General features: G+C 55.4%; 24 protein-coding genes and 3 tRNA genes. 22 read left to right on the top strand and 5 right to left on the bottom strand.

Annotation, left to right across the window (positions count from 1 at the left end; translation table 11 throughout):
• Positions 1 to 3: 3 nt before the first annotated feature.
• Complete coding sequence (locus GX030_08955) at positions 4 to 999, bottom strand: ATP-binding cassette domain-containing protein (GenBank protein ID NLV92501.1); 996 nt, start codon at positions 997 to 999, stop codon at positions 4 to 6.
• Positions 1,000 to 1,220: 221 nt separating this feature from the next.
• Between GX030_08955 and GX030_08950 the strand changes: the two genes are divergently transcribed.
• Together GX030_08950 and GX030_08945 are read left to right on the top strand one after the other, a co-directional pair.
• Entirely contained in the window at positions 1,221 to 1,571 is a 351-nt protein-coding gene (locus GX030_08950; GenBank protein ID NLV92500.1) for a hypothetical protein, read from the top strand.
• 14 nt (positions 1,572 to 1,585) lie between these two features.
• The gene (locus tag GX030_08945; GenBank protein ID NLV92499.1) at positions 1,586 to 1,951 is read left to right on the top strand and encodes a hypothetical protein; all 366 of its coding nucleotides are present in this window, start codon (positions 1,586 to 1,588) and stop codon (positions 1,949 to 1,951) included.
• Between the two features lie 9 nt (positions 1,952 to 1,960).
• On the opposite strand, the gene GX030_08940 is transcribed toward GX030_08945, so the two are convergent.
• Both GX030_08940 and GX030_08935 read right to left on the bottom strand, forming a co-directional pair.
• Positions 1,961 to 3,199 carry a DegT/DnrJ/EryC1/StrS family aminotransferase gene (locus GX030_08940; GenBank protein ID NLV92498.1) on the bottom strand — a complete coding sequence of 413 codons (1,239 nt, stop codon included), beginning with the start codon at positions 3,197 to 3,199 and terminating at the stop codon, positions 1,961 to 1,963.
• Positions 3,200 to 3,257: 58 nt separating this feature from the next.
• Positions 3,258 to 3,887, bottom strand: a complete 630-nt coding sequence (locus tag GX030_08935) for an SGNH/GDSL hydrolase family protein (GenBank protein ID NLV92497.1) — start codon at positions 3,885 to 3,887, stop codon at positions 3,258 to 3,260.
• Positions 3,888 to 4,075: 188 nt separating this feature from the next.
• Here GX030_08935 and GX030_08930 point away from each other — a divergent pair, with 188 nt between their 5' ends.
• From GX030_08930 to GX030_08885, 10 genes are all read left to right on the top strand, one after another.
• Complete coding sequence (locus tag GX030_08930; GenBank protein NLV92496.1) at positions 4,076 to 4,966, top strand: dihydrodipicolinate synthase family protein; 891 nt, start codon at positions 4,076 to 4,078, stop codon at positions 4,964 to 4,966.
• Between the two features lie 88 nt (positions 4,967 to 5,054).
• Positions 5,055 to 6,581: a gluconokinase gene (locus tag GX030_08925; protein NLV92495.1), complete on the top strand. Its 1,527-nt coding sequence runs from the start codon at positions 5,055 to 5,057 to the stop codon at positions 6,579 to 6,581.
• A gap of 6 nt (positions 6,582 to 6,587) precedes the next feature.
• On the top strand, positions 6,588 to 7,766 hold the full coding sequence (locus tag GX030_08920; GenBank protein NLV92494.1) for an amidohydrolase family protein: 1,179 nt from the start codon (positions 6,588 to 6,590) through the stop codon (positions 7,764 to 7,766).
• A gap of 339 nt (positions 7,767 to 8,105) precedes the next feature.
• Complete coding sequence (locus GX030_08915) at positions 8,106 to 8,558, top strand: DUF1893 domain-containing protein (protein NLV92493.1); 453 nt, start codon at positions 8,106 to 8,108, stop codon at positions 8,556 to 8,558.
• A complete protein-coding gene (locus tag GX030_08910) occupies positions 8,555 to 9,241 on the top strand; it encodes an ATP-binding cassette domain-containing protein (protein NLV92492.1) in 687 nt (228 codons plus the stop codon). The genes GX030_08915 and GX030_08910 overlap by 4 nt, the downstream gene beginning before the upstream one ends.
• On the top strand, positions 9,241 to 10,086 hold the full coding sequence (locus GX030_08905; protein ID NLV92491.1) for a metal ABC transporter permease: 846 nt from the start codon (positions 9,241 to 9,243) through the stop codon (positions 10,084 to 10,086). Before GX030_08910 ends, GX030_08905 begins: the two co-directional genes overlap by 1 nt.
• A complete protein-coding gene (locus GX030_08900) occupies positions 10,079 to 10,849 on the top strand; it encodes a zinc ABC transporter substrate-binding protein (GenBank protein ID NLV92490.1) in 771 nt (256 codons plus the stop codon). Before GX030_08905 ends, GX030_08900 begins: the two co-directional genes overlap by 8 nt.
• A 237-nt stretch (positions 10,850 to 11,086) precedes the next feature.
• Complete coding sequence (locus GX030_08895) at positions 11,087 to 11,857, top strand: enoyl-ACP reductase (protein ID NLV92489.1); 771 nt, start codon at positions 11,087 to 11,089, stop codon at positions 11,855 to 11,857.
• A 25-nt stretch (positions 11,858 to 11,882) separates the two neighbouring features.
• A complete protein-coding gene (locus tag GX030_08890) occupies positions 11,883 to 12,839 on the top strand; it encodes a GNAT family N-acetyltransferase (GenBank protein ID NLV92488.1) in 957 nt (318 codons plus the stop codon).
• A 147-nt stretch (positions 12,840 to 12,986) separates the two neighbouring features.
• Positions 12,987 to 14,072, top strand: a complete 1,086-nt coding sequence (locus tag GX030_08885; GenBank protein ID NLV92487.1) for a Gfo/Idh/MocA family oxidoreductase — start codon at positions 12,987 to 12,989, stop codon at positions 14,070 to 14,072.
• A gap of 86 nt (positions 14,073 to 14,158) precedes the next feature.
• Here the strand turns inward: GX030_08885 and GX030_08880 are convergent, their stop codons facing one another.
• Together GX030_08880 and GX030_08875 are read right to left on the bottom strand one after the other, a co-directional pair.
• Positions 14,159 to 14,431, bottom strand: coding sequence for a spore coat protein (locus tag GX030_08880; GenBank protein NLV92486.1), 273 nt, complete (start codon positions 14,429 to 14,431; stop codon positions 14,159 to 14,161).
• A gap of 13 nt (positions 14,432 to 14,444) precedes the next feature.
• A complete protein-coding gene (locus GX030_08875) occupies positions 14,445 to 14,630 on the bottom strand; it encodes a hypothetical protein (GenBank protein NLV92485.1) in 186 nt (61 codons plus the stop codon).
• Between the two features lie 153 nt (positions 14,631 to 14,783).
• Here GX030_08875 and GX030_08870 point away from each other — a divergent pair, with 153 nt between their 5' ends.
• From GX030_08870 to GX030_08825, 10 genes are all read left to right on the top strand, one after another.
• A complete protein-coding gene (locus GX030_08870; protein NLV92484.1) occupies positions 14,784 to 15,734 on the top strand; it encodes an ROK family protein in 951 nt (316 codons plus the stop codon).
• Positions 15,735 to 15,806: 72 nt separating this feature from the next.
• Positions 15,807 to 16,967: an N-acetylglucosamine-6-phosphate deacetylase gene (nagA, locus tag GX030_08865; protein ID NLV92483.1), complete on the top strand. Its 1,161-nt coding sequence runs from the start codon at positions 15,807 to 15,809 to the stop codon at positions 16,965 to 16,967.
• Positions 16,968 to 17,205: 238 nt separating this feature from the next.
• Positions 17,206 to 17,970 (top strand): cell wall-active antibiotics response protein, encoded by a 765-nt coding sequence (locus tag GX030_08860; protein NLV92482.1) that lies wholly within the window; start codon positions 17,206 to 17,208, stop codon positions 17,968 to 17,970.
• Positions 17,963 to 19,021, top strand: a complete 1,059-nt coding sequence (locus tag GX030_08855; GenBank protein NLV92481.1) for a sensor histidine kinase — start codon at positions 17,963 to 17,965, stop codon at positions 19,019 to 19,021. Before GX030_08860 ends, GX030_08855 begins: the two co-directional genes overlap by 8 nt.
• Positions 19,022 to 19,043: 22 nt before the next feature.
• Positions 19,044 to 19,694: a response regulator transcription factor gene (locus tag GX030_08850; GenBank protein ID NLV92480.1), complete on the top strand. Its 651-nt coding sequence runs from the start codon at positions 19,044 to 19,046 to the stop codon at positions 19,692 to 19,694.
• 70 nt (positions 19,695 to 19,764) lie between these two features.
• The gene (locus GX030_08845; protein NLV92479.1) at positions 19,765 to 21,171 is read left to right on the top strand and encodes a hypothetical protein; all 1,407 of its coding nucleotides are present in this window, start codon (positions 19,765 to 19,767) and stop codon (positions 21,169 to 21,171) included.
• Positions 21,172 to 21,261: 90 nt separating this feature from the next.
• Positions 21,262 to 22,485, top strand: a complete 1,224-nt coding sequence (locus tag GX030_08840; protein NLV92478.1) for a beta-aspartyl-peptidase — start codon at positions 21,262 to 21,264, stop codon at positions 22,483 to 22,485.
• Between the two features lie 126 nt (positions 22,486 to 22,611).
• A tRNA-Tyr gene (locus GX030_08835) sits at positions 22,612 to 22,697 on the top strand.
• Between the two features lie 4 nt (positions 22,698 to 22,701).
• A tRNA-Val gene (locus GX030_08830) sits at positions 22,702 to 22,778 on the top strand.
• Between the two features lie 8 nt (positions 22,779 to 22,786).
• Positions 22,787 to 22,862 (top strand) — tRNA-Glu (locus tag GX030_08825).
• Positions 22,863 to 22,902 lie beyond the last annotated feature (40 nt).

The raw sequence follows: 22,902 nt of genomic DNA, 5'->3' as shown, positions 1-22,902 counted from the left end.
GTGTTAGGCAGTGCTGGCGGGGTCTTGACTGAGGTAGATCTGAGCGATGACCTGTTCCAGTGGGGGATTTGAGATATTCACGTCGACTATTGGATAGTGGGTCATCAAGTATTCCAGTAAGGCGCCAAGGTCTGTACCGTCGGTATCGACGATGAGCTTCACGCCGTAATCGGAGCGCTTAACTATGGTGGCACCGGGACAGTCAAATTCTGCAACGGCTGTCCCTAGTCTCAAGTCGATCACCTTTTCCCTAATGTACTCCCTCTTCATGGTAGATACAGAGTCGTCGAGAATGATGGTACCGTGATGAATCACAATGGCCCGTTTGCAGATTGCTTCTATGTCTCCAGTATCGTGGGAGGTGAGGAAAATGGTGGTTCCTTCTTCCTGGTTCATCCACTTGATCAGATCGCGGATCCTTTGGCGAGCAATCACATCGAGACCGATGGTGGGTTCATCGAGGAGAAGTAAGTCCGGTTGATGTAGGAGTGAAGCTGCAATCTCACAGCGCATCCGTTGCCCCAAGGACAAGCGGCGCACGGGAATGGTCAGCAGTTCCTCAAGCTCGAAGGCTTCTACGAGCATCTCTTTGCGGGCCTGGAAGCGCTTGGGTTCTAGTTCATAGACTCTGGCCAAGAGATTGAAGGTATCCTCGGGGGGAAGGTGATACCACAGCTGTGATTTTTGGCCAAAGACGGAGCCGATGCGAAAGGATAACTGCTGACGCTGTTTCCAAGGGACCATTCCCAAGACCCTAGCTTCTCCCGAGGTGGGATGCAGGATACCGGTTAGCATTTTGATGGTAGTGGACTTGCCCGCTCCGTTGGGCCCAATGAAGGCTAGAATCTCTCCGGGCTCCACCTGAAAGGAGATATTGGAGACGGCTTCCACTTCCTGAAAGGTTGGATTAATCACCGATGCCAAGCTGCCCCGCAAACCCGGCTGTTTTTGCTTTGTGCGAAAAACTTTACTCAGGTTATTCACTTGGATGATCGGCATAGTCTCATCTCCCCGGGCTTCTTGCAACATGGATATTATTGCCATTATATTCTGACAATCAACCGCTGTCAAGAAGAGCAAGTCGATGTACAGGAGCCTTCGCAGGGGAGGGATGGATATCGTTACCGGCGAAATGATGTTAAATCCAGAGGCAGGCTGCTTCTGACTAAGACCCAGCTATATGGTACGCCTGAAGAGAGGAGCAAGGAGGCGGGCTAGAGGTGAGGCGTTATCAGGTTCTTTTTCACATCAACGAGACAGCTAAGTGGACTGCGCTGCTGTCCAATGTCAGCAACCTTTTAGGTGATTTAGCAGAAGAGGGCATCGCCATCGAGGTGGTGGCCAATGGTCCGGCAGTAATAGGCTATCTGCCCGGTGAGGGCGAAGTTGAAGCACTAGCTGCCATGGCTGCTCTGGCGGAGCGGCAGGTTGACTTTGTTGCCTGTGGAAACTCCCTGCGAGCGCGCCAGATCCAACCCACGGCTTTACCCGATTGGGTAAGGGTTGTCCCAGCGGCTATCACTGAATTGGTGAAAGGACAAGCAAAGGGATATATCTACATCAAACTCTGAAGGGAGGAAGAGAGATGGCACAGGAGGAGATTGCGCCCCAGATCGATCCTGCCACCGAAGCCTGTGTGATGGCCTTTATCGACCTGATTCATGAGCGGAAGCTTGCCGGGAAACCGGTATTGGCCGCTACCCATAAGACCATTGCTCGGTGGTTGTCGGAACGGACGGGACTGAGAATTATCCCCCGACATGTGCAGGTGTTGACTCAGGTGATGGAACAGGCCAATCTCATCACCATCGGCGGTGGAGGGATTGGCCTGCCAAATACCTATGCTTCCCGGGAAGATGCCATGGGCCCGGAACAATTTTGGAATCAAGTGGACGCTTTACTCATGGTATGGCAGCATCCATCCCGGCATGCTATGCAGGCCGACGACTAGTTCACCCAACTAGTCCCGCAGGAGCCAGTAGGCCACCTTTTCCACCCCGGCGATGATCTTGTCTAGATCTTCGTCGGTGAGGAAGGGATTGATATCAAAATGGATGGAGCGGCGCAGTAGGCTGTCGGTCTGCGGGCACATGCCTGGGTAATACTCAACTTCAGGATAGCAGCTAAAGGGGAACCCCTTGGAGTTTAGCGTTCGCTTCTGTAACAACTGGTAAGAGGTGTGGTAGCTGTGTCCCAGACTGGAATAAAGCCACCAATTGGGAATTCCCTCGGCCGATAGGGCCCGAGAAAATTCCTCGCCCTTGGCTTCCGGCACAAACATTACCAGCGAGATTCCCAGGTCTCCTTCGGGATCGTGGACCCGTTGAAACTCGATGGGGTATTGTGGGCTCAGGGTCGCCAGTCCCGCCTTGAGTTTGCGGTGACGGGCCCGGGGTTGCGCCAGGATGCCATCAAGTTTTTTCAGCTGCTCTCCCGCCACGGCACCACTGAGCTCCGGCATCCGCAGGTTGAGGGCGATCACAGCCTGTTCCCGACTGGCTCCAGGGAAGTTCCCGTTGTTATGAAATCGCACAGCCCTTTCGTAGACGTCGGGGTCCTTGGTCACCACCACTCCACCGTCCCCGGTGGTGAGTACCTTTTCATGCTGCAGGCTAAAGGCCGCTGCATCCCCGAAGGTGCCCACATGCTGCCCCTGGAAAGTGGCGCCACAGGACTGAGCACAGTCTTCGATGAGCAGCAAGCCGTGCTCCTTGGCAATGGCGCTGATGGCTGTGATGTTGCTGGGAACTCCTCGCATGTGGACGGGGACTATCGCCTTGGTGCGGGGGGAAATTTTCCGGCGCAGGTCCTCCAGGTCCATCCCCAGGGATTCGTCCACCTCGACAAAGACCGGAATCGCCCCGGTGGCCAGGATGGCGTGGGCGGTAGCCACATAGTAGAACGCGGGAACCAGCACTTCATCACCGCAGGTGAGGCCCAGGCTGGCAAAGGCGATGTGCAGGGCCGCGGTTCCCGAACAGACCGCCAGGGCATAGTCAATTCCCAGCCTGGCGGCAAAGTCCCGTTCAAACTCTGCTACCTTCCGAGCCCCCGGCGCATACCGAAACAGCGCTTGACTTTCTAGGACTTCTAGGACGGCCTGTCTCTCTCGATCATCGAGGAGGCGGGCCCCCTGCAAGCGGGAATTGAAATCGCCGGAACTAATTGGCGTTCCTCCGTGAATGGCAAGTTTTTCCATAGCGGTGAATCTCTCCAATTCTATCTAGGCTCCCTTAGTTGGAGCCTCTGTTTTTGCCCTATCCACAGACGGCATTAAGCCAGGCCTTGGCGATGAGACCGTGACCGGCCAAGGTGGGATGGACTCCATCGGCAGCCCAGAAGGCCGGTTCACGCCGGGCGGACGCCGCAGCGAAGATTCCATCCAAGGGTACGTAGATAGCGTCAAATTCCCGGGCCAGATCTCTGACCGCGGTGATTCTCGGGTCTAGGTCCTCTCGCCAGGCTCTCCGATCCTCGGGGTAGGGCAGGACAAAGGGATCACACAGGATCAACTTCGCTCCCGTTGTTTCCACCGTCTGAGTCAAGATCCGTCGATAGCAGGCGGTAAATTCATCGATGGGCGATACCAGGTCACGATCGTATCTTCTCCAGGTGTCGTTGATGCCGATCAGAATGCTGACCCAGTCTGGCTGCAGCTGGATGCAATCTTCTTCCCAGCGGGTTTCCAGATCATAGACTCGGTTACCGCTGATGCCGCGATTGAGCACCTCAAGATTGAGCTCCGGAAGTTCAGCCCAAAGCCGGGCAGCGATCAGGGCGGGATAGCCGCCGCCTAAGTCAAAGGTGTTGTTGCGGTCTCGACCGCAGTCGGTGACACTGTCTCCTTGAAACAGAATCCGTGCTTGGGGCGCAAATGGGGTATTCATTAGGGTTCACCTCGTTTTTCGCTGTTAGAGTCCAACTAGCCCTGTCCTTAGGAAGGGTAAGCTAGACTCGCTTTGAAGAATTCGATTATACTGCTGGCTTTCCCTTGTTGGATGAGGGGAAGGCCCTGGCAGGAACCAGAAGACAGCTGTAGAAAGCCTTGGAGAGGCCTAAGATTGGAGGAGAGATTGTGAGTAAGGATTTTCACGGGGTCATACCTGCGTTGCTGTCGCCCTTTCGTGTCGATGGAAGGGTAGACACCGATGCAATTATTGCCCTGGTGGACTTTTTAATTGATAAGGGGGTTCACGGTCTCTATCCCTGTGGGACTACAGGAGAGGGAATGCTGCTGAACTCCACGGAGCGGAAGGAAGTAGCGGAAGCTGTAGTGGATGCGGCCAATGGTCGAGTGCCGGTAATGGTCCATGTCGGTTCCTTCTCCACCACTGAGACGGTGGAGTTGGCGCAGCATGCTCGCTCCATCGGTGCCGATGCCATTGGAGTGGTGGCGCCTTACTTTTACAAGTTCGATGCCACTGGGTTATTGACCCATTACCGCAGGGTAGCGGAAGCGGTTCCCGATTTGCCGCTATATATCTACAATTTGCCGGCCAACAGCCGCAATGATATCAGTCCCGCTCTGGCAAAGGAGATTGCCTCCTATTGCCCCTCGGTGGCGGGAGTGAAGGATTCCAGTAAGGATGTGGCTCGCCTCCAGGATTACATTTCCGTCCTTGGTGAAGGCTATCGGGTGATCGTCGGCAGCGATGTTCTCTTCTTGCCGGCCTTGGCCGTTGGCGGTGTTGGGGTGATTTCTGCCGTAGCCAATGTTTTTCCGGAGCTGATGGTCAGGTTGTACAAAGCCTACACCGATGAAGATCTGGAGACAGCTCGCCGGTTGCAGTATCAGGTGAACCAAGTCCGGGATATTCTCAAGCAGGGCCCCTATTTGGCTCGCTTCAAAGCCGCAGTATCTCTCCGGGGTATTTCCTTTGGTGGGATAAAGGCACCCTTAAGGGGTTTGGAGTATCAAGAAGTAGATGAGCTACGCAAGGAACTAGCAGAGCTATCCTTGCTGTAGGTTAGCTTTGAAGACATACCAGCGTGATATAGGGAAAGGCGGGAGGCGGTCTTAGCCTCGGTTCCCGGGGTTTTGTCGCCGGAGGACAATGACGTATTATATAGGACTAGATATTGGAACATCCAGCTGCCGAGCGGTAGCCTTTGACCGGGAGTTTAACCTGCTGGCCAGTGCCAGCGGAAGCTACGCATTATCCATACCTCGGGCCGGGTGGGCAGAGCAGGATCCCGATGAGATCCTAGATTCCGTGGTCCAGGTGATAAATGAGGTGATGGCCCACCCAAAGCTGCAGGGGAAAAAACCAAAGGCCATTGGGATCTCCGCGGTGATGCACAGCCTAATCTTGCTGTCCTCTGAGGGAAACCCTTTGACGAAGGCGATTATCTGGGCAGACTTGCGGTCCCGGGACCAAGCCCAGCAGTTGGTTCAGCGGGCACAGACCGATGACCTGTATGGCCGTACCGGTTGCCCGGTGCATCCCACCTATTTGCCGGCCAAGTTATTGTGGCTGAAGGAGAATCAGCCGGAACTAATGGCCAAGACGGCGAAGATCCTCTCCATCAAGGGCTACGTGGTGTATAAGCTGACGGGGCAAATTCTGGAGGAATTCTCTACAGCTTCGACAACGGGACTCTTCAACCTAGAGACGATGGATTGGGACGATGGGGCCGTTGCCGCGGCGGGAATTAGTCGGGACCTGTTACCCCAACTGGCGGATCCCATGACGGTTTTGCCGGGCTTTGGCGGCCAGTATGCCGAGAGTCGCTCTCTTCCCATGGATATACCTGTGGTGCTGGGAGCAACGGACGGAACTCTGTCTAACTTGGGGTCGGGGGCCGTTCGCCCGGGCCAGATGGTGGCCATGGTGGGAACCTCGGGAGCGGTGCGGGCTGTAATGGACTCTCCGAAACTGGATCCGAAGCAGCGGTGTTGGTGTTATTACCTAGCCCAGGGCAAGTGGGTCAGTGGCGGAGCCCTGAACAACGGCGGCAATATAACCAATTGGTTTCGCCATAATTTTGGCCAGGGCGCTCAGCGGGAGGCAGAAAAGCGAGGGCTGGGAATTTACGAACTTCTCGATCAATGGGCCAGCTCTGTCCCGGCGGGCAGCCGAGGTCTGGTCTTTTTGCCGATGTTGTTTGGCGAACGCAGTCCCGGGTGGAATCCCGATTCCCGGGGAGTTTTGTTTGGGCTAAACAGCGGACACGGCGCCCCAGAGGTCTATCGGGCGATGATGGAGGGTGTCACCTTCCACCTGTTTGGGGTGTATGAGGCCCTGGTTGAGTTGCTGGGCCGGCCCCAGCAGATCTTGGCTTCCGGAGGATTCGCCAACTCCCCGGTGTGGGTTCAGATGATGGCCGATGTCTTTGGTGTCAGTGTTCAGCTGCCGAAGGTGTTGGAGGGATCTGCCTTTGGCGCAGCCTTCCTAGCCGCCGTTGCCCTCGGTGAGGTGTCGAATTTAGATGCGGTGACGGAACTGGTAGTGGTGGAAGCAGAGGTTGAGCCTGACGGGACAGCAACCAAGAGATATCGGGAGCTGTATCGGTTGTATCGCTCCTTGTATGAGAAATTGACTCCGGAGTTTGCTGAAATCGCGAAGTTTCAGGAAGGGTGAGTTACCATGGAGTGGCTCTGTCGCCACTACAAGACGAAGCAGCCGGTCAAGGTAGAGATGGATGAGAACCAGCGCTGGCAGGTGACGCCGGTGTCCGCGGAGGTAGAGCTGGAGATTGGACCCGGCGATCGGGAGTTGATTCTGGCACCGGGACTGATGGATATGCAGATCAACGGCTATTGTGGGGTGGATTTCAACCAGCCGGACCAGCTATCCTTGGAAAAGATTTTCTCTGTGGTAGCCGCCCAACGGGCACTGGGTGTTGCCTATTTTCTCCCCACGATTACCACCGGTTCCTTTGAGCGAATGAGTCGATCCTTAGCCTTGATCGCCGAGGCAATGGAGGACGACAATTGGGGTCAATCGATGCCGGGCATTCACATGGAAGGTCCCTACATCTCTGCTGAGGATGGTCCCCGGGGGGCCCACCCCAGGGAGGAGGCCAGACCACCGGATTGGGAGGAGTTTCTCCGTCTGCAGGAAGCGGCCAGAGGCAACATTCGGCTGGTAACCCTCAGTCCGGAGTATCCCGAGGCGCTGGATTTTATCGCTAATCTGGTTAAGTCCGATGTTATCCCGGCCATTGGTCATACCAATGCCACACCGGAGCAAATTCGCCAGGCTGTCGATGCAGGAGCGGTGATGTCAACTCACTTGGGTAATGGTTCCCATGCCATGGTTCCCAGGCACCCCAACTACATCTGGACCCAGATGTCCGAGGATCGCCTGTGGGCCGGTCTCATCGCCGACGGATTCCACCTGCCTCCCGACGTGTTTAAGGCCATGGTCCGCAGTAAGGGGGAGCATCGGGTGGTGTTGGTGTCCGATGCGGTGTCTGTGGCGGGCTTGCCGCCAGGGCACTATCGAACCTTGGGGATGGAGGTTGAATTACAGGCAGAAGGGGTGGTCCGGCTTAGCGGAACTCCCTACCTGGCCGGTTCTGCTTTGACTCTGCTTCGTGCCGTTACCAATGCCCAGGAGATGGGGGAAATCCCCTTTGCCGTGGCGGTGGATATGGCTTCCTATCATCCCCAGAGGTTGCTGGCTGAGCACGGAGGAAAAACTGTGGGCCTAGAGTCCGCTGGTACCTTCACGGTCCTGGAAAGGGCCGCTGATCAGACCCTGAAGGTAGAACTTTTGGTGATGGGACATCGGAGGGTGTATCAGGCGGAACAAAGCCAGTAGGGCTTGGCGTTAGGTTGTCAGCAAATTGAATCTGTAGTATGATATGGTTGTGTCAGACTTTGCCCTTGGCAAATTGGATAACTACGGCGAATCGGTAATCTAAACCCGGAGACAGAAGTCTTCCAGTAGACCCGTTCTACTTGCGATTACAGAAAGTGATTGCCTTTATGCCGGCTGCCGTAGGTGGTGACAAGGGAACAAAGCCTATGATCTAGGAATTTACTACATATTTCAAAAATAACGGGCCACGAAGGTCAGGGATCGGGCACCAGTCCGATTGCCGCGGACAAAGTCCGCTGCCTTCGTGGTCCTTTTTTTGAGTAAAGAAGGTGATGGCAGATGCAGGATTGGGAATTGGCTAGGACCCTGTTGGAAACTTCCACAGCGGCCTTAGTGGTGGTCAAAGATGGCACCGAAGTGACCAGGGAAGAGGGCAAAGGTGTGCTCCCTCTGCTGCGGGTTGTAAGCAGCGTCGACCCAGCCAGGCTGTGGCAGGCCTCTCTGGCCGATCGAGTCATCGGCAAGGCGGCAGCCTTCTTAGCGGTGAAGGGCGGTATGACGACGGTGTACAGCCCAGTGATGAGCGAACCAGCGGTGGCGGTCTTGGAACAACACGGGGTAGAGGTTCACTATGAGGTCTTAGTGGAGAACATCATGGGCCAAAGACCCGGTGAGCTTTGTCTAATGGAGCAGATGGTGGCAGAGATCTCGGAGCCTGGGGAGGCTTTCCGGCGATTGGCAGAGTTCTTCCAAAATCAAGGTGTAAAGCTGTCTCGAGGTGGGGCAGAGTGAAAACCAATTCTCCCGCCGTGGAGCTAACAGGGGTGACCGCGGGATACGACGACCAACCGGTACTTCGTTCCATTGATTTTGTCGTACCCCGAGGACACCTAGTCGGAGTAGTGGGGCCCAACGGCATCGGTAAGACAACTCTGTTCCGGGTAATCCTAGGGCTTCTGCCAATTCGATCGGGACGGGTCCAGGTCTTGGGACGGGAACTGGTGGATCGGGCTACCCGGCGATGGGTGAGGCTGCAGACGGGATATCTGGCTCAACAAAATGATCCCGGCCAGATGCCTATCACAGTGCTTGACGCTGTCTTGCTGGGTCTGTGGGGTAGCTTTCAGTACCGGTACTGGCCAGGACCCAAGGATCGAGAAAGGGCCTTGGCAGTACTGGAGGCCGTAGGAATGGCAGCCTATCGAGATGCCGATTGGAAGGAGTTGTCTGGGGGACAACAACAGCGGGTGTCCCTAGCCCGGGCCCTAGTGCGGGAGCCGCAGCTTTTGATCCTGGACGAGCCCACCACCTATCTCGATGAAAGGGCTCAGCAGGAGTTAATGGAGCTGATCTATGGGCTCCATCGCAGCCGGGATTTGACCACTTTGATGATCAGCCATGACAGCAAGTTGATGACCGGCGCCGATGCCGTCTACCGGCTGCATGCCGCGGGACTGGAAAGAGTGGTGATTTGATGACGTTACAGCAGATGGTGACCATCCCTTTCATGCAGCGGGCGCTGGTGGGACTATTGGTGGCGGGGGCTACCTTTCCGATTTTAGGGGTGCTCATCGTCAACTTGAACCTGCAGGTGATCCGGTTTGCCCTGATGCACGTTGGCCTTCTGGGAGGGGCAGTAGCGCTGGTGGTTGGCTTTGATCCTCTGTTGGGAGGAATTGGGGGAATTGCCGCGGCTTCTCTCCTGTTAGGTCCCGTCGCGGATCGCACCAGAGTCAACACTCCAGCGGCAGCGGGGTTGTTGATGACGGGCTCCTTGGCCGCCGCCTTCATCCTCTTTTACAAGACGGGGATTCCGGCTATGCAGGCCTTTGACCTTTTTGCCGGCAGCGTCCTGATGCTGCGGCGTCAGGATGTGCTGCTCACCGTGGCCTTGGCAGCGGTGATTCTGATTGCGGTGATTCGGTGGTATCGTGATGTGCAAATTGTCCTCTTTGATTCCCGCTTGGCGGTGGCCCTGGGAGTTCCCGAAACCGCTATTAGATACGTGTTGCTCACCATGGTGGGTCTGGCTATTGCCTTGGCCATTCGCTTGGTGGGAGCTCTGCTGCTGGATGCTCTGTTCCTGCTGCCGGCCACGGCCGGCTTGCGCCTGGGACGAAATCTGGGCCAGGCCTTTCTCTGGTCCTCGGGATTGGGCCTGGTGACTGCTGGAGGCGGAGTTGTCCTGTCGGTACTGTGGGATCTACCCATTGGGGCCAGTGTGGCCGCGGTGGGAGTGGTAGTAGTGGGGTTGTCCTATCCCCTGGAACTAGGACTAAGAAAACTAAGGGTACAGAAGGGAGTTGGAGCCAATGGATAGGAGACTCACGGCAGTAGTTCTTACTCTAGTAATGATGATGGTGTTGGCTTGGACGGTGGTAGGTGGCGCCGCTGATGGAGGTTCAGACAAGGTCTATGTGGCCTCAACGGCTTGGACCGGCGCCATTGCCAGGGCTGCGGGGGCAAGAAATGTCCAGGTGCTTGCTCCCTTGGATCTGCGGCATCCTCCGGAGTACGATTTTCGTCCCTCCGATGTTCAGAAGGCCCTTGAGGCAGATATGATTTTCTGGGGCGGGTACGAGGGCTTCATCCGCAACCTGGTGGCTGCCAATGACATTCCTGAGGAGAAGCTGTGTATAGTCGCCACCAACAATAGTCCCGACCACTTGGTGGAACATACTCGGGCTCTGGCAGAGAAGCTGGGCACCCAGGATCTGCAGCGGGCCTGGGAAGCTGAGTTTGTTCCCCTGTCACAAAGGGTGCGGGAGCGGGCTGCTGCCCAAGGAACGGAGAATATTAAGGTACTGGTTAGTTTCCATCAAGAAAAGCTAGTTCGATGGTTGGGTTACGATGTGGTTGGTATCATCGGTGTCAACGAGCTTACTCCCAACCAAATCGCTGAATTAATTGCCGCTGAGCCGGACATGGTAATTGAGAACTGGCACAGCGCGCAGGCGCAACCGGTCGCGGAAGCCGCCGGTGCCAAGTATGTGGAGTTGCTTAACTTCCCCGGCACCCACGGCACCGATACCATCGATTCGGTGTTTATCTACAATATGCGGCAGCTGGGCCTATTGGACTAATTTCTTGGCCCCGAGGGAATAGAGGGGTATTCATTAAGACATATTTCAGGTAGGGAAGGGGACTGACTTCACATCGAGTTGGTCCCCTTTTGATTTGGTAAAGGCTGACAGCTTGAGACCCGAGTTGTGATTTGGTCTGAAGGAGAAAGACTAAATATCGTGGAACTTGGGTTAACTAAGGGGCTATCGGAAAAAGTTTCCTCTCTAGAAATTGTAGAAAGTAAAGGGGATGATGCGGTGCTGCTCAAGGGTAAGAAAATCGCGATTTTTAATATTGCCAACAAAAGAAGTATTGCATGGAGTATCGCCCGAGCGATGGATGCCCAAGGCGCGGACCTGATTTTGGGGTATCAGAACGAGAGAATGAAGGGTAATCTGGAGAAAATCCTCGGGGACCTATCTCGACAGCCTTTGGCTTTGGTGCAATGTGATGTTACCAATGACGCCGAAATCACAGCTGCCGCGGAAGCCATCAAAGGGGTCGCGGGATCGCTGGATGGATTTGTCCACGCCATGGCCTATGCTCCCAAGGAGGCACTGCAAAACTCCTATTTGGAGACCAGTCGGGAGGCCTTTGCCGTGGCCTTGGATATTTCTGCCTACTCCTTGGTGGCGATGTGCAACGCCTTCTCGGAGCTTTTTGCGCCCCAGGCCAGTGTGATGACTCTCACCTACTTCGGTGCAGAAAAGGTAGTTCCCAATTACAATGTGATGGGTGTGGCTAAGGCCGCCCTGGAGGCATCGGTGCGGTATCTGGCCTCTGACCTAGGACCAAAGCAGGTGCGGGTTAATGCCATCTCCGCCGGTCCAGTGAACACCTTGGCCGCGCGGGGAATTTCCGGATTCACCGAGATGATGAAATTACATGGAGACAAGACGCCCTTGAAGCGTAATATTGACTCCGAGGAAGTTGCGGGAACCGCTGTCTTTCTGAGTAGTGACTTGTCGACGGGAATCACTGGGGAAGTGATCCATGTCGATGCTGGATACAACATTATGGGGATGTAGGATCAGAAAAGGTGGTGTCAGTCCGATGGTGGAGTTTCGAACTTTGCGCCGGGAAGAACTGAATCAATGGTTTGATCATTGTGCCCAGGTTTTTACCCAGGGGGAGTACACCGACAGGATGCGCCTTTATTTTATGCGTCACTGGTATAACGACTCCCGCCGACGCTTGTCAGGGATTCAGGTGGCTGTGATTGACGGCGAGATCGCCAGTACCATCCGGGTGTTCCTGCGGAATGTGTATCTGCAGGGGCAGATCACTGCCATGGGCGGAATCGGTGAAGTGAGCACCAAACCTCAGTTTCGCCGACAGGGACTGTCCAGTAAGCTTCTGGAGATGTCCATCGCCTATATGGAACGGCAGGGCCTGGTGGTGTCCGCGTTGGGAACCGGGGTTCCCAATCACTACGCCCGTTATGGTTGGGAGTCCATTCGGTCCTATCGAGCCGAAGCCCAGGTGACAGCGGCTCGAGACCAAGATTGTCGTCTTTTGGATTGGGATGATGACTGGGAGCTAAATCAGGTAGCTACCGTTTACGATGAGTACGCTCGGGGATTTAACGGTATGATAGTCCGAGACGACCTTTACTGGCGGCGCTGGGTCCGCTCGGAAGCGGGGCGGGGTTGGGTGCTGCTGCGGGGTGATCAGGTCGTCGCGTACCTTATAGCCAACGTTGACGACAACAAGGTGCTGCAGGTGCAGGATTTTGCTACCTTAGAACCAGATTCTGACAGCTTTGCTCGCCTTGTAGCCCATGGAGTCTGGAGTTTTGGCCTGGAGTCTGCCAAGGTGGCCTTTCCCGCAGCCATTCGTCCCCCGGGGCTTGAGGTTGAGTATTCGGTGCGAGACAGTCTGATGTATCGCATCAACGATCCTGGGATGAAGCCAAGGCTGGCAGGGCAATCTTTGGAGGAGTGGCTCCATGGTGGTCAAATAACTCCCGAAGAAACTGTCCAGATGGTTGCTGCAATTGACGCTTTTTAAAACGAGTTGGGATTTTCCGACTTTCGTTGGTGGATAAGTTGGAAAAGGAAACCAAACTATAATGGCGAAACTATCCTTGAGGAAAACGAGATAATTTATCGAGACGACGGGAACCAACCCAGTCGTCTGTCGAAAGGAGAGGCTTTAGTGAGCAAAAAACTGAAAGTTGGTATTGTCGGATGTGGAGGCATTGCCAACGGGAAGCACATGCCTGCCCTCAGCAAGCTGGACAACGTTGAAATGGTCGCCTTCTGTGACCTGATCATTGAGCGGGCTGAAAAGGCCGCCAAGGAATACGGCACCCCCGATGCCAAGGTATTCACTGACTACCGTGATCTGGTAGCTATCGAAGAGATCGATGTGGTTCACGTACTTACCACCAACGATGCCCACTCCTTCATCACCGTTGATGCCCTTGAGGCTGGCAAGCACGTCATGTGTGAGAAGCCGATGGCTATCAACTCTGCTGAGGCCAAGAAGATGGTCGACGCTGCCGAGCGTACCGGCAAGAAGCTGACCATTGGTTATCAGAGCCGCTTCCGTGCCGATAGCCAGCATCTGAAGAAGCTGGTGGACGACGGTGAGTTGGGCGATGTTTACTTTGCACGGGCTATGGCTGTTCGCCGCCGGGCAGTACCGACCTGGGGTTCCTTCTTGAACGAAGAGGCTCAAGGTGGCGGTCCCCTCATCGACATCGGAACCCACGCCTTGGACCTGACTCTGTGGTTGACCAACAACTACAAGCCAGTCAGCGCCATGGGTGTTACCTATCACAAGCTGGGCAAGCGGGCTAATGCCGCCAACGCTTGGGGTCCTTGGGATCCTGAGAAGTTTACCGTTGAGGACTCCGCCTTTGGTTTCGTTCAATTTGAGAACGGCATGACCGTTGTTCTTGAGGCTTCTTGGGCCCTGAACACCCTGCAAGTTGGCGAAGCCCAATGTGTCCTCTGTGGTACCGAGGCCGGTGCTGACTTTCTCGATGGTCTGCGGATCAACGGCGAGAGGCATGGTAACCTCTACACCACCAACGTTGAGTTGGACGGCAAGGGAGTTGCCTTCTACGATGCTGCCGGTGCTAACCCTGAGGATATCGAGGCCAAGCAGTGGATCGATTCCATCATCAACGACACCGAGCCCTTGGTTAAGCCCCGGGAGGCCTATGTCGTTACCCAGATTCTCGAGGCTATCTACGAGTCTGCTAAGACCGGTAAGCCCTACTACTTCAACGACTAATAGCTTTTACAGCAACGCAAGAAGCCGGATTCCCAGTGGGGGGATCCGGCTTTCGTCTTAACAGGCTGAGATAGGTGCCCAGATTTCTACACCATTGTTGGTGTTTGGACCGCTTGCTGCAGTTGATGCTTGGTCTGCTGAACCACAGTGGGATCGGCTGGGGGTGAAGGGACGTACCACCCATTTTCCATCGCGATTTCTGCGAGCTGCAGCTGCATCTGCTCCGCTTGGTTGCGAATTTGGAGGAACGCTTGGCGGACATTTTGGTTACTGGCTTCTTGTGCGGCCTTGGTGTAGTCGATAATCTCATGCTTTACGCAGCTGAGGGCGTCCATTACCATGTCTCTGTAGGTGATCAAGATGTTACCTCCTTTACCCCAACAGGTTTAGTAAGGTGTTGGCCTTTTGGGTACAGGTGTCTGCCAACTGTTGAAAGGCCCTTTGCATCTTAGGATCCTGCGCTTGCTCTGCGTAGGTGGTGAATTTGTTCTTGCCGGTAAAGGCCGGGCCCAGCAGTTCACGGATGGTGTTGAATTCTACTTGCGTCAGGTTGGCCACGTCTTGCACCTCCTCAGTCTTGGGCTTCCACCTTAGTTTGCGGTCCGGTTTTTCCTTTATGCTGGCAGGAAGTAGCAATTTTTGCCCGAAGCAATCTTCGTGGCAATGATCAACCAAAGGTACTAGATATATGTGGCAAGGAGTGGACCTATGATGCAGGGATGGATAGGACTGGATGTTGGGGGCACCGGCATCAAAGCCGGTCTTGTCGTTGATGGTAGAATCGTTGCGGAAAGGAAATTGCCGACGGATTGTTCCAGTGATCGGGCAATCCTTGAGCAGTTGGCCCATCTGGTGGAGGAGTTGATGGTTGCAGCCGATACCGAGTCTGTGCAAGTGGGAGGGATCGGAGTGGCCGTCCCCGGTAGCGTGGATAGCGGTCGGGGTGTAGCCGTTGGCGCTGCTAATTTGCCCTGGAACAATACTCCCATCTGCAGCTGGCTGCAGGAAAGGACGGGGCTGCCCACCTTCTTGGAAAATGATACAAATGCCGCGGCGGTGGGAGAACTGGTGTACGGCGCGGGCCAAGGCGTTTCCGATCTTTTCTATATGGCAATTGGGACTGGTGTCGGTGGCGGGATCATTTCCGGTGGTCAACTGATCCGGGGTGGCAAGGGTGAAGATGGCGGTGAGATTGGGCACATCATTGCTGACCTTAACGGTCCGGTGTGCGCCTGCGGTCAACGGGGTTGTCTTGAGGCCCTGGCCGCGGCACCGGCGATAGCCAGATTGGCCACGGAAAGGGCTACCGCTGCCGGAGAAGGACCTCTGTGGAGCAAGATTAACTCCGGGAAAGTCCTGGAAGCCAAGGATGTATTCGAAGCTGCCAAGGCAGGGGATCCCACGGCGCTATCGGTGGTAGATACCAGCGGGTTGTATCTCAGTGTGGGATTGATTGCTATTCGTCGGGTACTGGCACCGGATTTGGTGATTATCGGTGGCGGTGTAGCTGGAGCGGGACAGCTGCTCTTAGACGCCTTGGACAAGGGAATGGAGTCCCTGGGCTTGCGCAGCAAACCAGTAGTGAAACTATCGGGTCTGAGTCAGCCCGGCATCGTCGGTGCTGCCGCGGTGGGCAAGAGCAACACGCCGGGTACTAACTAAGGGAAGTAATTGGAAGGGGGGCAGGGTGGCACTGCCCGAAGGGTGATCGAGGGCAGGTGCTGCCTGAGGATATTGACTAGATGGGCGATCAAAGCAGCAGGGGTATTGACTCCCCAAAGGAGTTTGGCCAATTATGCAGTGATCATTGAGGACAGTAAGATCGCGGGATTGTGTCCCGCCAGCCAATTGCCGGAGGATCTGAAGGTGATCGATGCCTCGGAATTGACCTTGGCTCCAGGGTATATCGACATCCATAACCATGGTTCCGTCGGAGTTAGGGCCGAGGAAGGCCCCGAAGCCGTGCATCGGATCAGCGAATTCCTGCCCACCGTGGGTGTTACCAGCTGGCTGCCGACGGTGAGAACGGAGGCCGGTGTAAAGGGGATTGTTACCGCAAAGGCCCAGGGCCTTGCGGGAGCAGATGTAGCGGGGATCCATATGGAAGGACCCTACTTGGCCCCAAAAAACCTGCCTGGGGATGAGGAGGAGCCCTTGACGGTGGAGCTGGACCAACTGGATCGGTTCATGGAAGCCGGCGAGGGACTGCTGCGCTTGGTGGGAGTGGCTCCAGAACTACCCAATGCCCTGGCGGGAATTCGGCATTTGGCCGACAACGGAGTAGTAGTGGCGGCGGCCCATACCAAGATTAGCTACGATGAATTCATGGCGGCGGTGGATGCTGGGCTTCGCCACGTCACCCATACCTATAACGTAATGAGTCGGTTGCATCATCGCAGCCCCAACATGGTGGGGGGAGCCTTGGTGACCGATGAGGTGACGGGAGAGTTGATTAGCGACGGGTATCACGTCCATCCAGTGGCGATGGAGATTCTCCTTCGCTGCAAGGGCGTCGATAAAGTGGCCTTAATCTCCGATAGCGTTACCTATGTGGGAATGCCCGATGGAGAGTACGACGGCCTGGTGAAAAAGGATGGGATCCTGAGGCGGAAGGGCTTCGATGCCAGCACCGATCACACCATGGCTGGCAGTGTGTGGCCCTTGGATTACAATGTTGCCAATATGGTGCGCTCCACCAGCGCTACTCTACAGGATGCGGTGACGATGGCCACCTTGACTCCCGCCCGGATCGTGGGTGTGGCCCATCGCAAGGGCTCCATCGCACCGGGTAAGGACGCCGATCTGATCCTGCTTAATGGGGATATGAAACCGGTATTCACCGTGGTTGGCGGTAGGATAGTGTACCACGATGGTTCCGTTCAGGTTCTAGATTAGGCCTATGACATTCCTGTGTTGACTTTGATGGGATTTTCGCAATAGACAAGGGACAAACAGACAGGCGTGCCCGGGGAACTCACCTTGGTGGCTGCCTGTCTCTTTTTGTCAAGCTCTTTTTCCTCAGTCTTAAGGCGGAGGACAAAGTCAGGCCTGGGCCCCTTCCCCAAAGCTGCTGTAAGCTGTAGGCTAGTGATAGGGCTTTGGTCTGTTAGAGGAACAGGGATGGACTGGGAAGGTGCCGAAGTTCTTGGTTGTGATTGGTAAGGAGGCGGAGGATGTGAACCCGAACCGAGCCTTTGCTTGGTTGGTCATTGCCTTTGGCGTGTTCTCGCTGTTGAAGGCCCTTGGCTGGATTCACCTGAGCATCTGGCGTCTAGTTCTAACCTATTGGCCCGCGGTGTTTATTCTGTGGGGAGTCAAGGAAATTGCCGGTGTGAAGCGAGCGCGCCAGTTGGGACGAAGGCCAGGGGCAAAGAACGAATTGGCTCCAGTACTGGCAATAGTTGTTGGAGTCTTGCTGATAGCTAACAAGTTGGGCTGGATCGCCCACCGATCTTGGTCGATCTGGGGTGTGGGATGGGCCCTACTTCTCATTTATGTCGGGGTCAGCTTGCTGGATTTTCGGGGCGGTGATCAGGTGGTCTCCACTTACCTCGGCGATCTCAGCTACGGAGATAAACCCTTTGAACTTAACGACACCCGCTTTGAGACGATGTTGGGCGGTATTCGCCTCGATTTATCCCAGGCGATGATGGCCAAGGATGAAGTCACCCTAGAGTTTGTCAGTGGACTGGGAGGGGTGGAAATATTAGTACCTCGGGATCTGGGGATCATGGTCCATGCCCGGATCAGCCTGGGGGACATTTCCATCTTCGGTGATGAGTTCAGTGGTCTCGGCAGGGAGCTCTCCTGGACCAGTCCTGGCTTCTCCACGGCAGAGAAGCGAGTTCGTCTCTTTTTCAACATGAAACTGGGGGATGTCGTGATCCGTCATGCGTAAGAAGGCCGGCAAAACCCTATTGCTTCGGGAGATTACTCGGTATCTATTGGTGGGGTTAGTGACCCTTGGAGTTGTGGTCCTGGTGCTTTTGGGGGCCAACGGCGGTTGGACAGCGGGCACCGAAGTGTGGCTGTTGTCCCCGTCGGGACTGATGGCCGTGGTGTTGGCGGGGGCAGCAGCGGCGGTGATCAGTGCCGTGTTGATGGCCACCGCTTCTTTGCGGGGATTGATGAAGGACCTTGATGACTTGCGTCATGGTGCCCGAATGCTGACGGAAGGAAACCTGCATTGGCGGTGGGGTCGTTGGGGCTATGATGCCAGGACCGATGAACTCAGGGAGCAGCTCAATGCCATGGCGCAGCGGTGGCAGGAGCAGACCCTGCGGCTCCGGCGGTTGGCCGATGAAAAGGAGGAGCTGGCCGCCAAGGCCCAGGAGGTTGGGATGATGGCGGAACGCCAACGCTTGGCCCGGGAACTCCATGACGCAGTAAGTCAACAGCTCTTTGCTCTGGCCATGACTGCTGCCGCGACCCAAAGATTGTTGGCCCAGGACCCTGAGCGCGCTCGGGAGGGTGTAGCTCACATTGAGAAGCTGGCGCAACAGGCCCAAAGGGAGATGCGGGCTTTGCTGCTCCATCTGCGGCCGGTGGAATTGACCGATGAATCCTTGCCCCAGGCAATCCAGTCGGTGCTGGCAGAACTAGAGGGCCGGGGGCTAATTCGGTGTCAAATCAAAGGTGACTGGGAGCTGGATCTGACTCCCGCCGCAGAGAACAATCTGCTGCGGATTTTCCAAGAGGCAGTGGCCAATACTCTTCGCCACGCCCAAGCCAGCAACTTGTCCGTTTCCCTTAGTCAGGATGAGAGCGTGATTCGCATGGTCATTAGCGACGATGGAGTAGGATTTGACCTGGAGGAAATTGAGCAGCGGCCAATGTCCTATGGTTTGACCTCCATGCAAGAACGGGCCAGGGAGTGTGGGGGGAGAGTGAAGGTAGTCACCATGCCGGGACGGGGTACGAGAATCGATGTACAGATTCCTCGGGTGTAACAGACAAAGGAAGTGTTAGCAGATGGCGGAGGCTGGAATTCGGGTATTGGTGGTCGATGATCATGAGATGGTTCGCTTGGGGTTAATTACCTACTTGCAGACGGAGCCCGGCATTGACGTGGTGGGTGAGGCTGCTGGTGGCCAAGAAGCGGTACGATTGGCACAGGAACTGGCACCCGATGTGATCTTGATGGACCTAGTCATGCCGGAGATGGATGGGGTGGCCGCAACCAAGGAAATCAAGGAGAACAACCCTTCAGTCCAGGTCATTGTGTTGACGAGTTTTGTCGAGGATAGTTGGGTGTTTCCAGCCCTAGAGGCTGGCGCCGCGGGCTATCTGCTTAAAACCGCCCGAGCCGAGGAGATCGCGCAGGCTATCTTCAGTGTTTCCCAGGGTCAATCTATTCTCGACCCGGAGATTATGGAGATGTTGAAGGGCCGAAACCATCGACCAAGGGCTTTGCATCAGGATTTGACGGAACGGGAAAGGGATGTACTTCGCTTAATCGCTGATGGCCTCAGCAACCAGGAAATCGCCGATACCCTTCACATCGGCATCAAAACAGTAAAGACCCATGTCAGCAACATCCTAGATAAGCTGCAAGTAAAGGATCGGACCCAGGCCGCGGTATACGCGCACCGCCATGGATTAGCCAAGGGCGACGATCATTAGGAACCCAAGAACCTCCTTCTCAAGTCCTGCATACTCTAGCACTACATTGAGAGGAGAAGGAGGTTGACCAATGCCTATTGAATTGACGGGTTTGCATTGGGTGTTTGTAGCCTTTATTCTGGCTATCATCGTGACGATGGTGATGCGCCGAGATACCACCCTAGTGTGTGTATTGGGTATCGCCGTACTAGGGATAATGGCTACAGGCTCTCTATCCAGTGCCGTGATTGGAATCTTCGATAGCTTTGTCTATGCGATTACGGAATTGCTGGGGACTATTCTGGTTATTTCTATAATCGTAGGGATGAGTAAGGTGTTGGCAGAGTCGGGAATCAGTGAGGCGATGATTGCCCCGGTATCCCGGCTGATTAAGACGCCTACCATGGCTTACTGGGTAATCGGAATAGTGATGATGGTTATTTCTTTGTTTTTCTGGCCAACACCCGCGGTGGCCTTGGTGGGAGTCGTTCTGTTACCGGTGGCAGTGAAGGTTGGCCTGCCCCCCATCGGTGTAGCCATAGCTATGAACCTATTTGGTCATGGAATTGCACTGTCCGGTGACTTTGTTATTCAAGGGGCTCCGAAGTTGACTGCAGACGCCGCTGGTATTCCCGTCATTGAGGTAGTTTCCGCTAGCGTCCCCTTGGTGATCATCTGTGGATTGGTTACCACCGCAGTAGCCTTCTGGTTCCTGCGTCGTGACCTGAAGCGGGGAACCCTGGGCCCAGCGGTACTGGATAACAGCAATAACGATCAGAGCAATGATGCCCCTCAAACTACAGAGCGATTGCCCTTAAGGATTCGCCGCTTGCTGGCCTTCATGGTCCTGGTTCTGTTTTTCATCGATGTGGTTGTGATGATCGCAGCCAACCTACAGGGCGGTGAAGCTACGGCTCTAGTCGGTGGCACCGCGGTATTCATCCTGCTGGCGGTTTCGTTAGTCACCCATAGAAATGAAGGAATTGAGAAGATTACCGAGTATCTGATTCATGGATTTCAGTTTGGATTCCGCGTCTTTGGTCCCGTGATCCCCATTGCGGCATTTTTCTACTTGGGAGATGCTGGGTTCTTCAGCATCTTCGGGACGGGACTTCCCGAGACCTCCCAGGGGTTGGTCAACGATCTAGGTGTAGCCTTGGCCCATACCGTTCCCCTAAACGCCGGTATTGGCGCTGGTACCTTGACCGCGGTGGGGGCCATCACTGGTCTCGATGGTTCCGGCTTTTCCGGCATATCCTTGGCTGGGTCGGTGGCCAAATTGTTCGGCACTGCCATTGGCTATGGAACCGCTACTTTGACGGCCCTAGGCCAAATCGCGGCCATTTGGGTGGGCGGAGGTACCTTGATTCCCTGGGCTTTGCTGCCTGCCGCGGCGATTTGTAATGTTAACCCCTTTGATGTGGCTCGGCGGAACCTGATTCCCGTGGTGGTAGGATTGGTGGTCACCACCATCATTGCGGTCATCTTTATCCTTTAAGATTGGCTTAGACTCAAATAGCCAGGCAAAGGCCTAGCCGCGAAGGGTACCTATTCAATGTTAGCAGGCAAGAACGGAGGCAGAACAGCAGTGGATGGCAGCAGAATTCCCGCAGTAGTAGTGAAGGCAGATGAGGTCTACTCCCCTTGGCGGCAAAGCGGTGGGTCAGTGGTTTCCATAGGCGATAGGATTGCCTTTGTTGGCACTGACAGCCAGTTACAGGCCGACGGATTGAGTTCTCTGCTGGAAAGCTCGGCCTTTGCTATTGAGGTTCTCGACGGGAAGGATTGTATCGTTGTACCGGGATTTATCGATGGTCATGTGCATCTAATCGGGGGTGGCGGGGAGGGTGGTCCCCATACCCGCACTCCCGAAGTTATGTTGAGTACCCTGACCACCGCGGGTGTGACGACGGTGGTGGGGGTGTTGGGGACCGATGGTATCACCCGCTCGGTGGAAGCGTTGTTGGCCAAGGCCAGAGCCCTAGAGCTTGAGGGGATTTCCACCTATATCTATACCGGGGCCTATGAGCTGCCTACTCGGACGATTACCGGTGGTGTCCGCTCGGACCTGGTACTCATCGATAAGGTCATTGGGGTCGGAGAGATAGCCATCGCTGACCATCGGTCGGCCCAGGCGGGCAATGCCGAACTGGCCCGGGTCGCAGCAGAAGCCCGGGTTGGGGGAATGTTGGGGGGAAAGCCGGGTGTCGTTCACCTGCATGTGGGGCGGGGAAGTCGTCAGCTGAGTCAGGTGTTAGAGGTGATTGAGACCACGGATTTGCCGCCGACTCAATTCTATCCCACCCATGTCAATCGCACAGAAGGGCTTTTTGAGCAGGCCCTGGAGCTGCGCCGGCTTGGGGGAACCATCGATCTCACCGCGGGAATTAGTCCTAACTCCGGTGAAGGCGATTCCGTTGCGGCCCCTAAGGCCTTTGCCCATTTGCTGGAAACCGAAGGGGATTTGGAGCGGATTACTCTCACCTCCGACGGTAACGGCAGTATGCCCACCTTTGACGATAAGGGTAACCTAGTGTCCCTTGAAGTTGGTCCCGTTGACTTGGTTTTTCAGGAAGTGCGAGAAGCAGTCCTTGGAGAGGGCCTGCCACCGGACAAAGTGCTCAAGGTGGTTACAGAAAACCCCGCGAGGCTTCTAAATCTCTTCCCTCGCAAGGGTGCGGTGCTGTCGGGAAGTGATGCCGATTTCGTGGTGCTGACCAGGGAGGATTGGCAGATCCGACACGTAGTCGCTAAGGGCAGGGTGTTAGTGCGGGATGGGGTACCGGTGGTCAAGGGAACCTTTGAGGTATAGTCAGAAAAGTGTGGTTTATTACGATTAGTAGATGTTTGGATTTTGTCCAGGTTTTGATGTTGACATCAAAGGCGGTAGCCGTTATAATCGTAAATGTCGGTGGTTGACACTCTGACAAACGGCTTTGGAGGGATACCCAAGTTGGCCAAAGGGGGCAGACTGTAAATCTGTTGGCTTCGCCTTCGAAGGTTCGAATCCTTCTCCCTCCACCAACGTGGTCCCTTAGCTCAGTTGGTTAGAGTGCTACCTTGACATGGTAGAGGTCGCTGGTTCGAGGCCAGCAGGGACCACCATATATCAGGCCCCCATCGTCTAGTGGCCTAGGACATCGCCCTCTCACGGCGAAGACAGGGGTTCAAATCCCCTTGGGGGTACCATATTTTTATGACAGTTTCATTAGGGCCCGTAGCTCAGTTG

The organism is Bacillota bacterium (assembly GCA_012727955.1).
Classification (GTDB): Bacteria; Bacillota; Limnochordia; order DTU087; family JAAYGB01; genus JAAYGB01.
The sequence above is the reverse complement of the archived record's forward strand: the minus strand, read 5'-3'. Positions and strand labels throughout refer to the sequence as shown.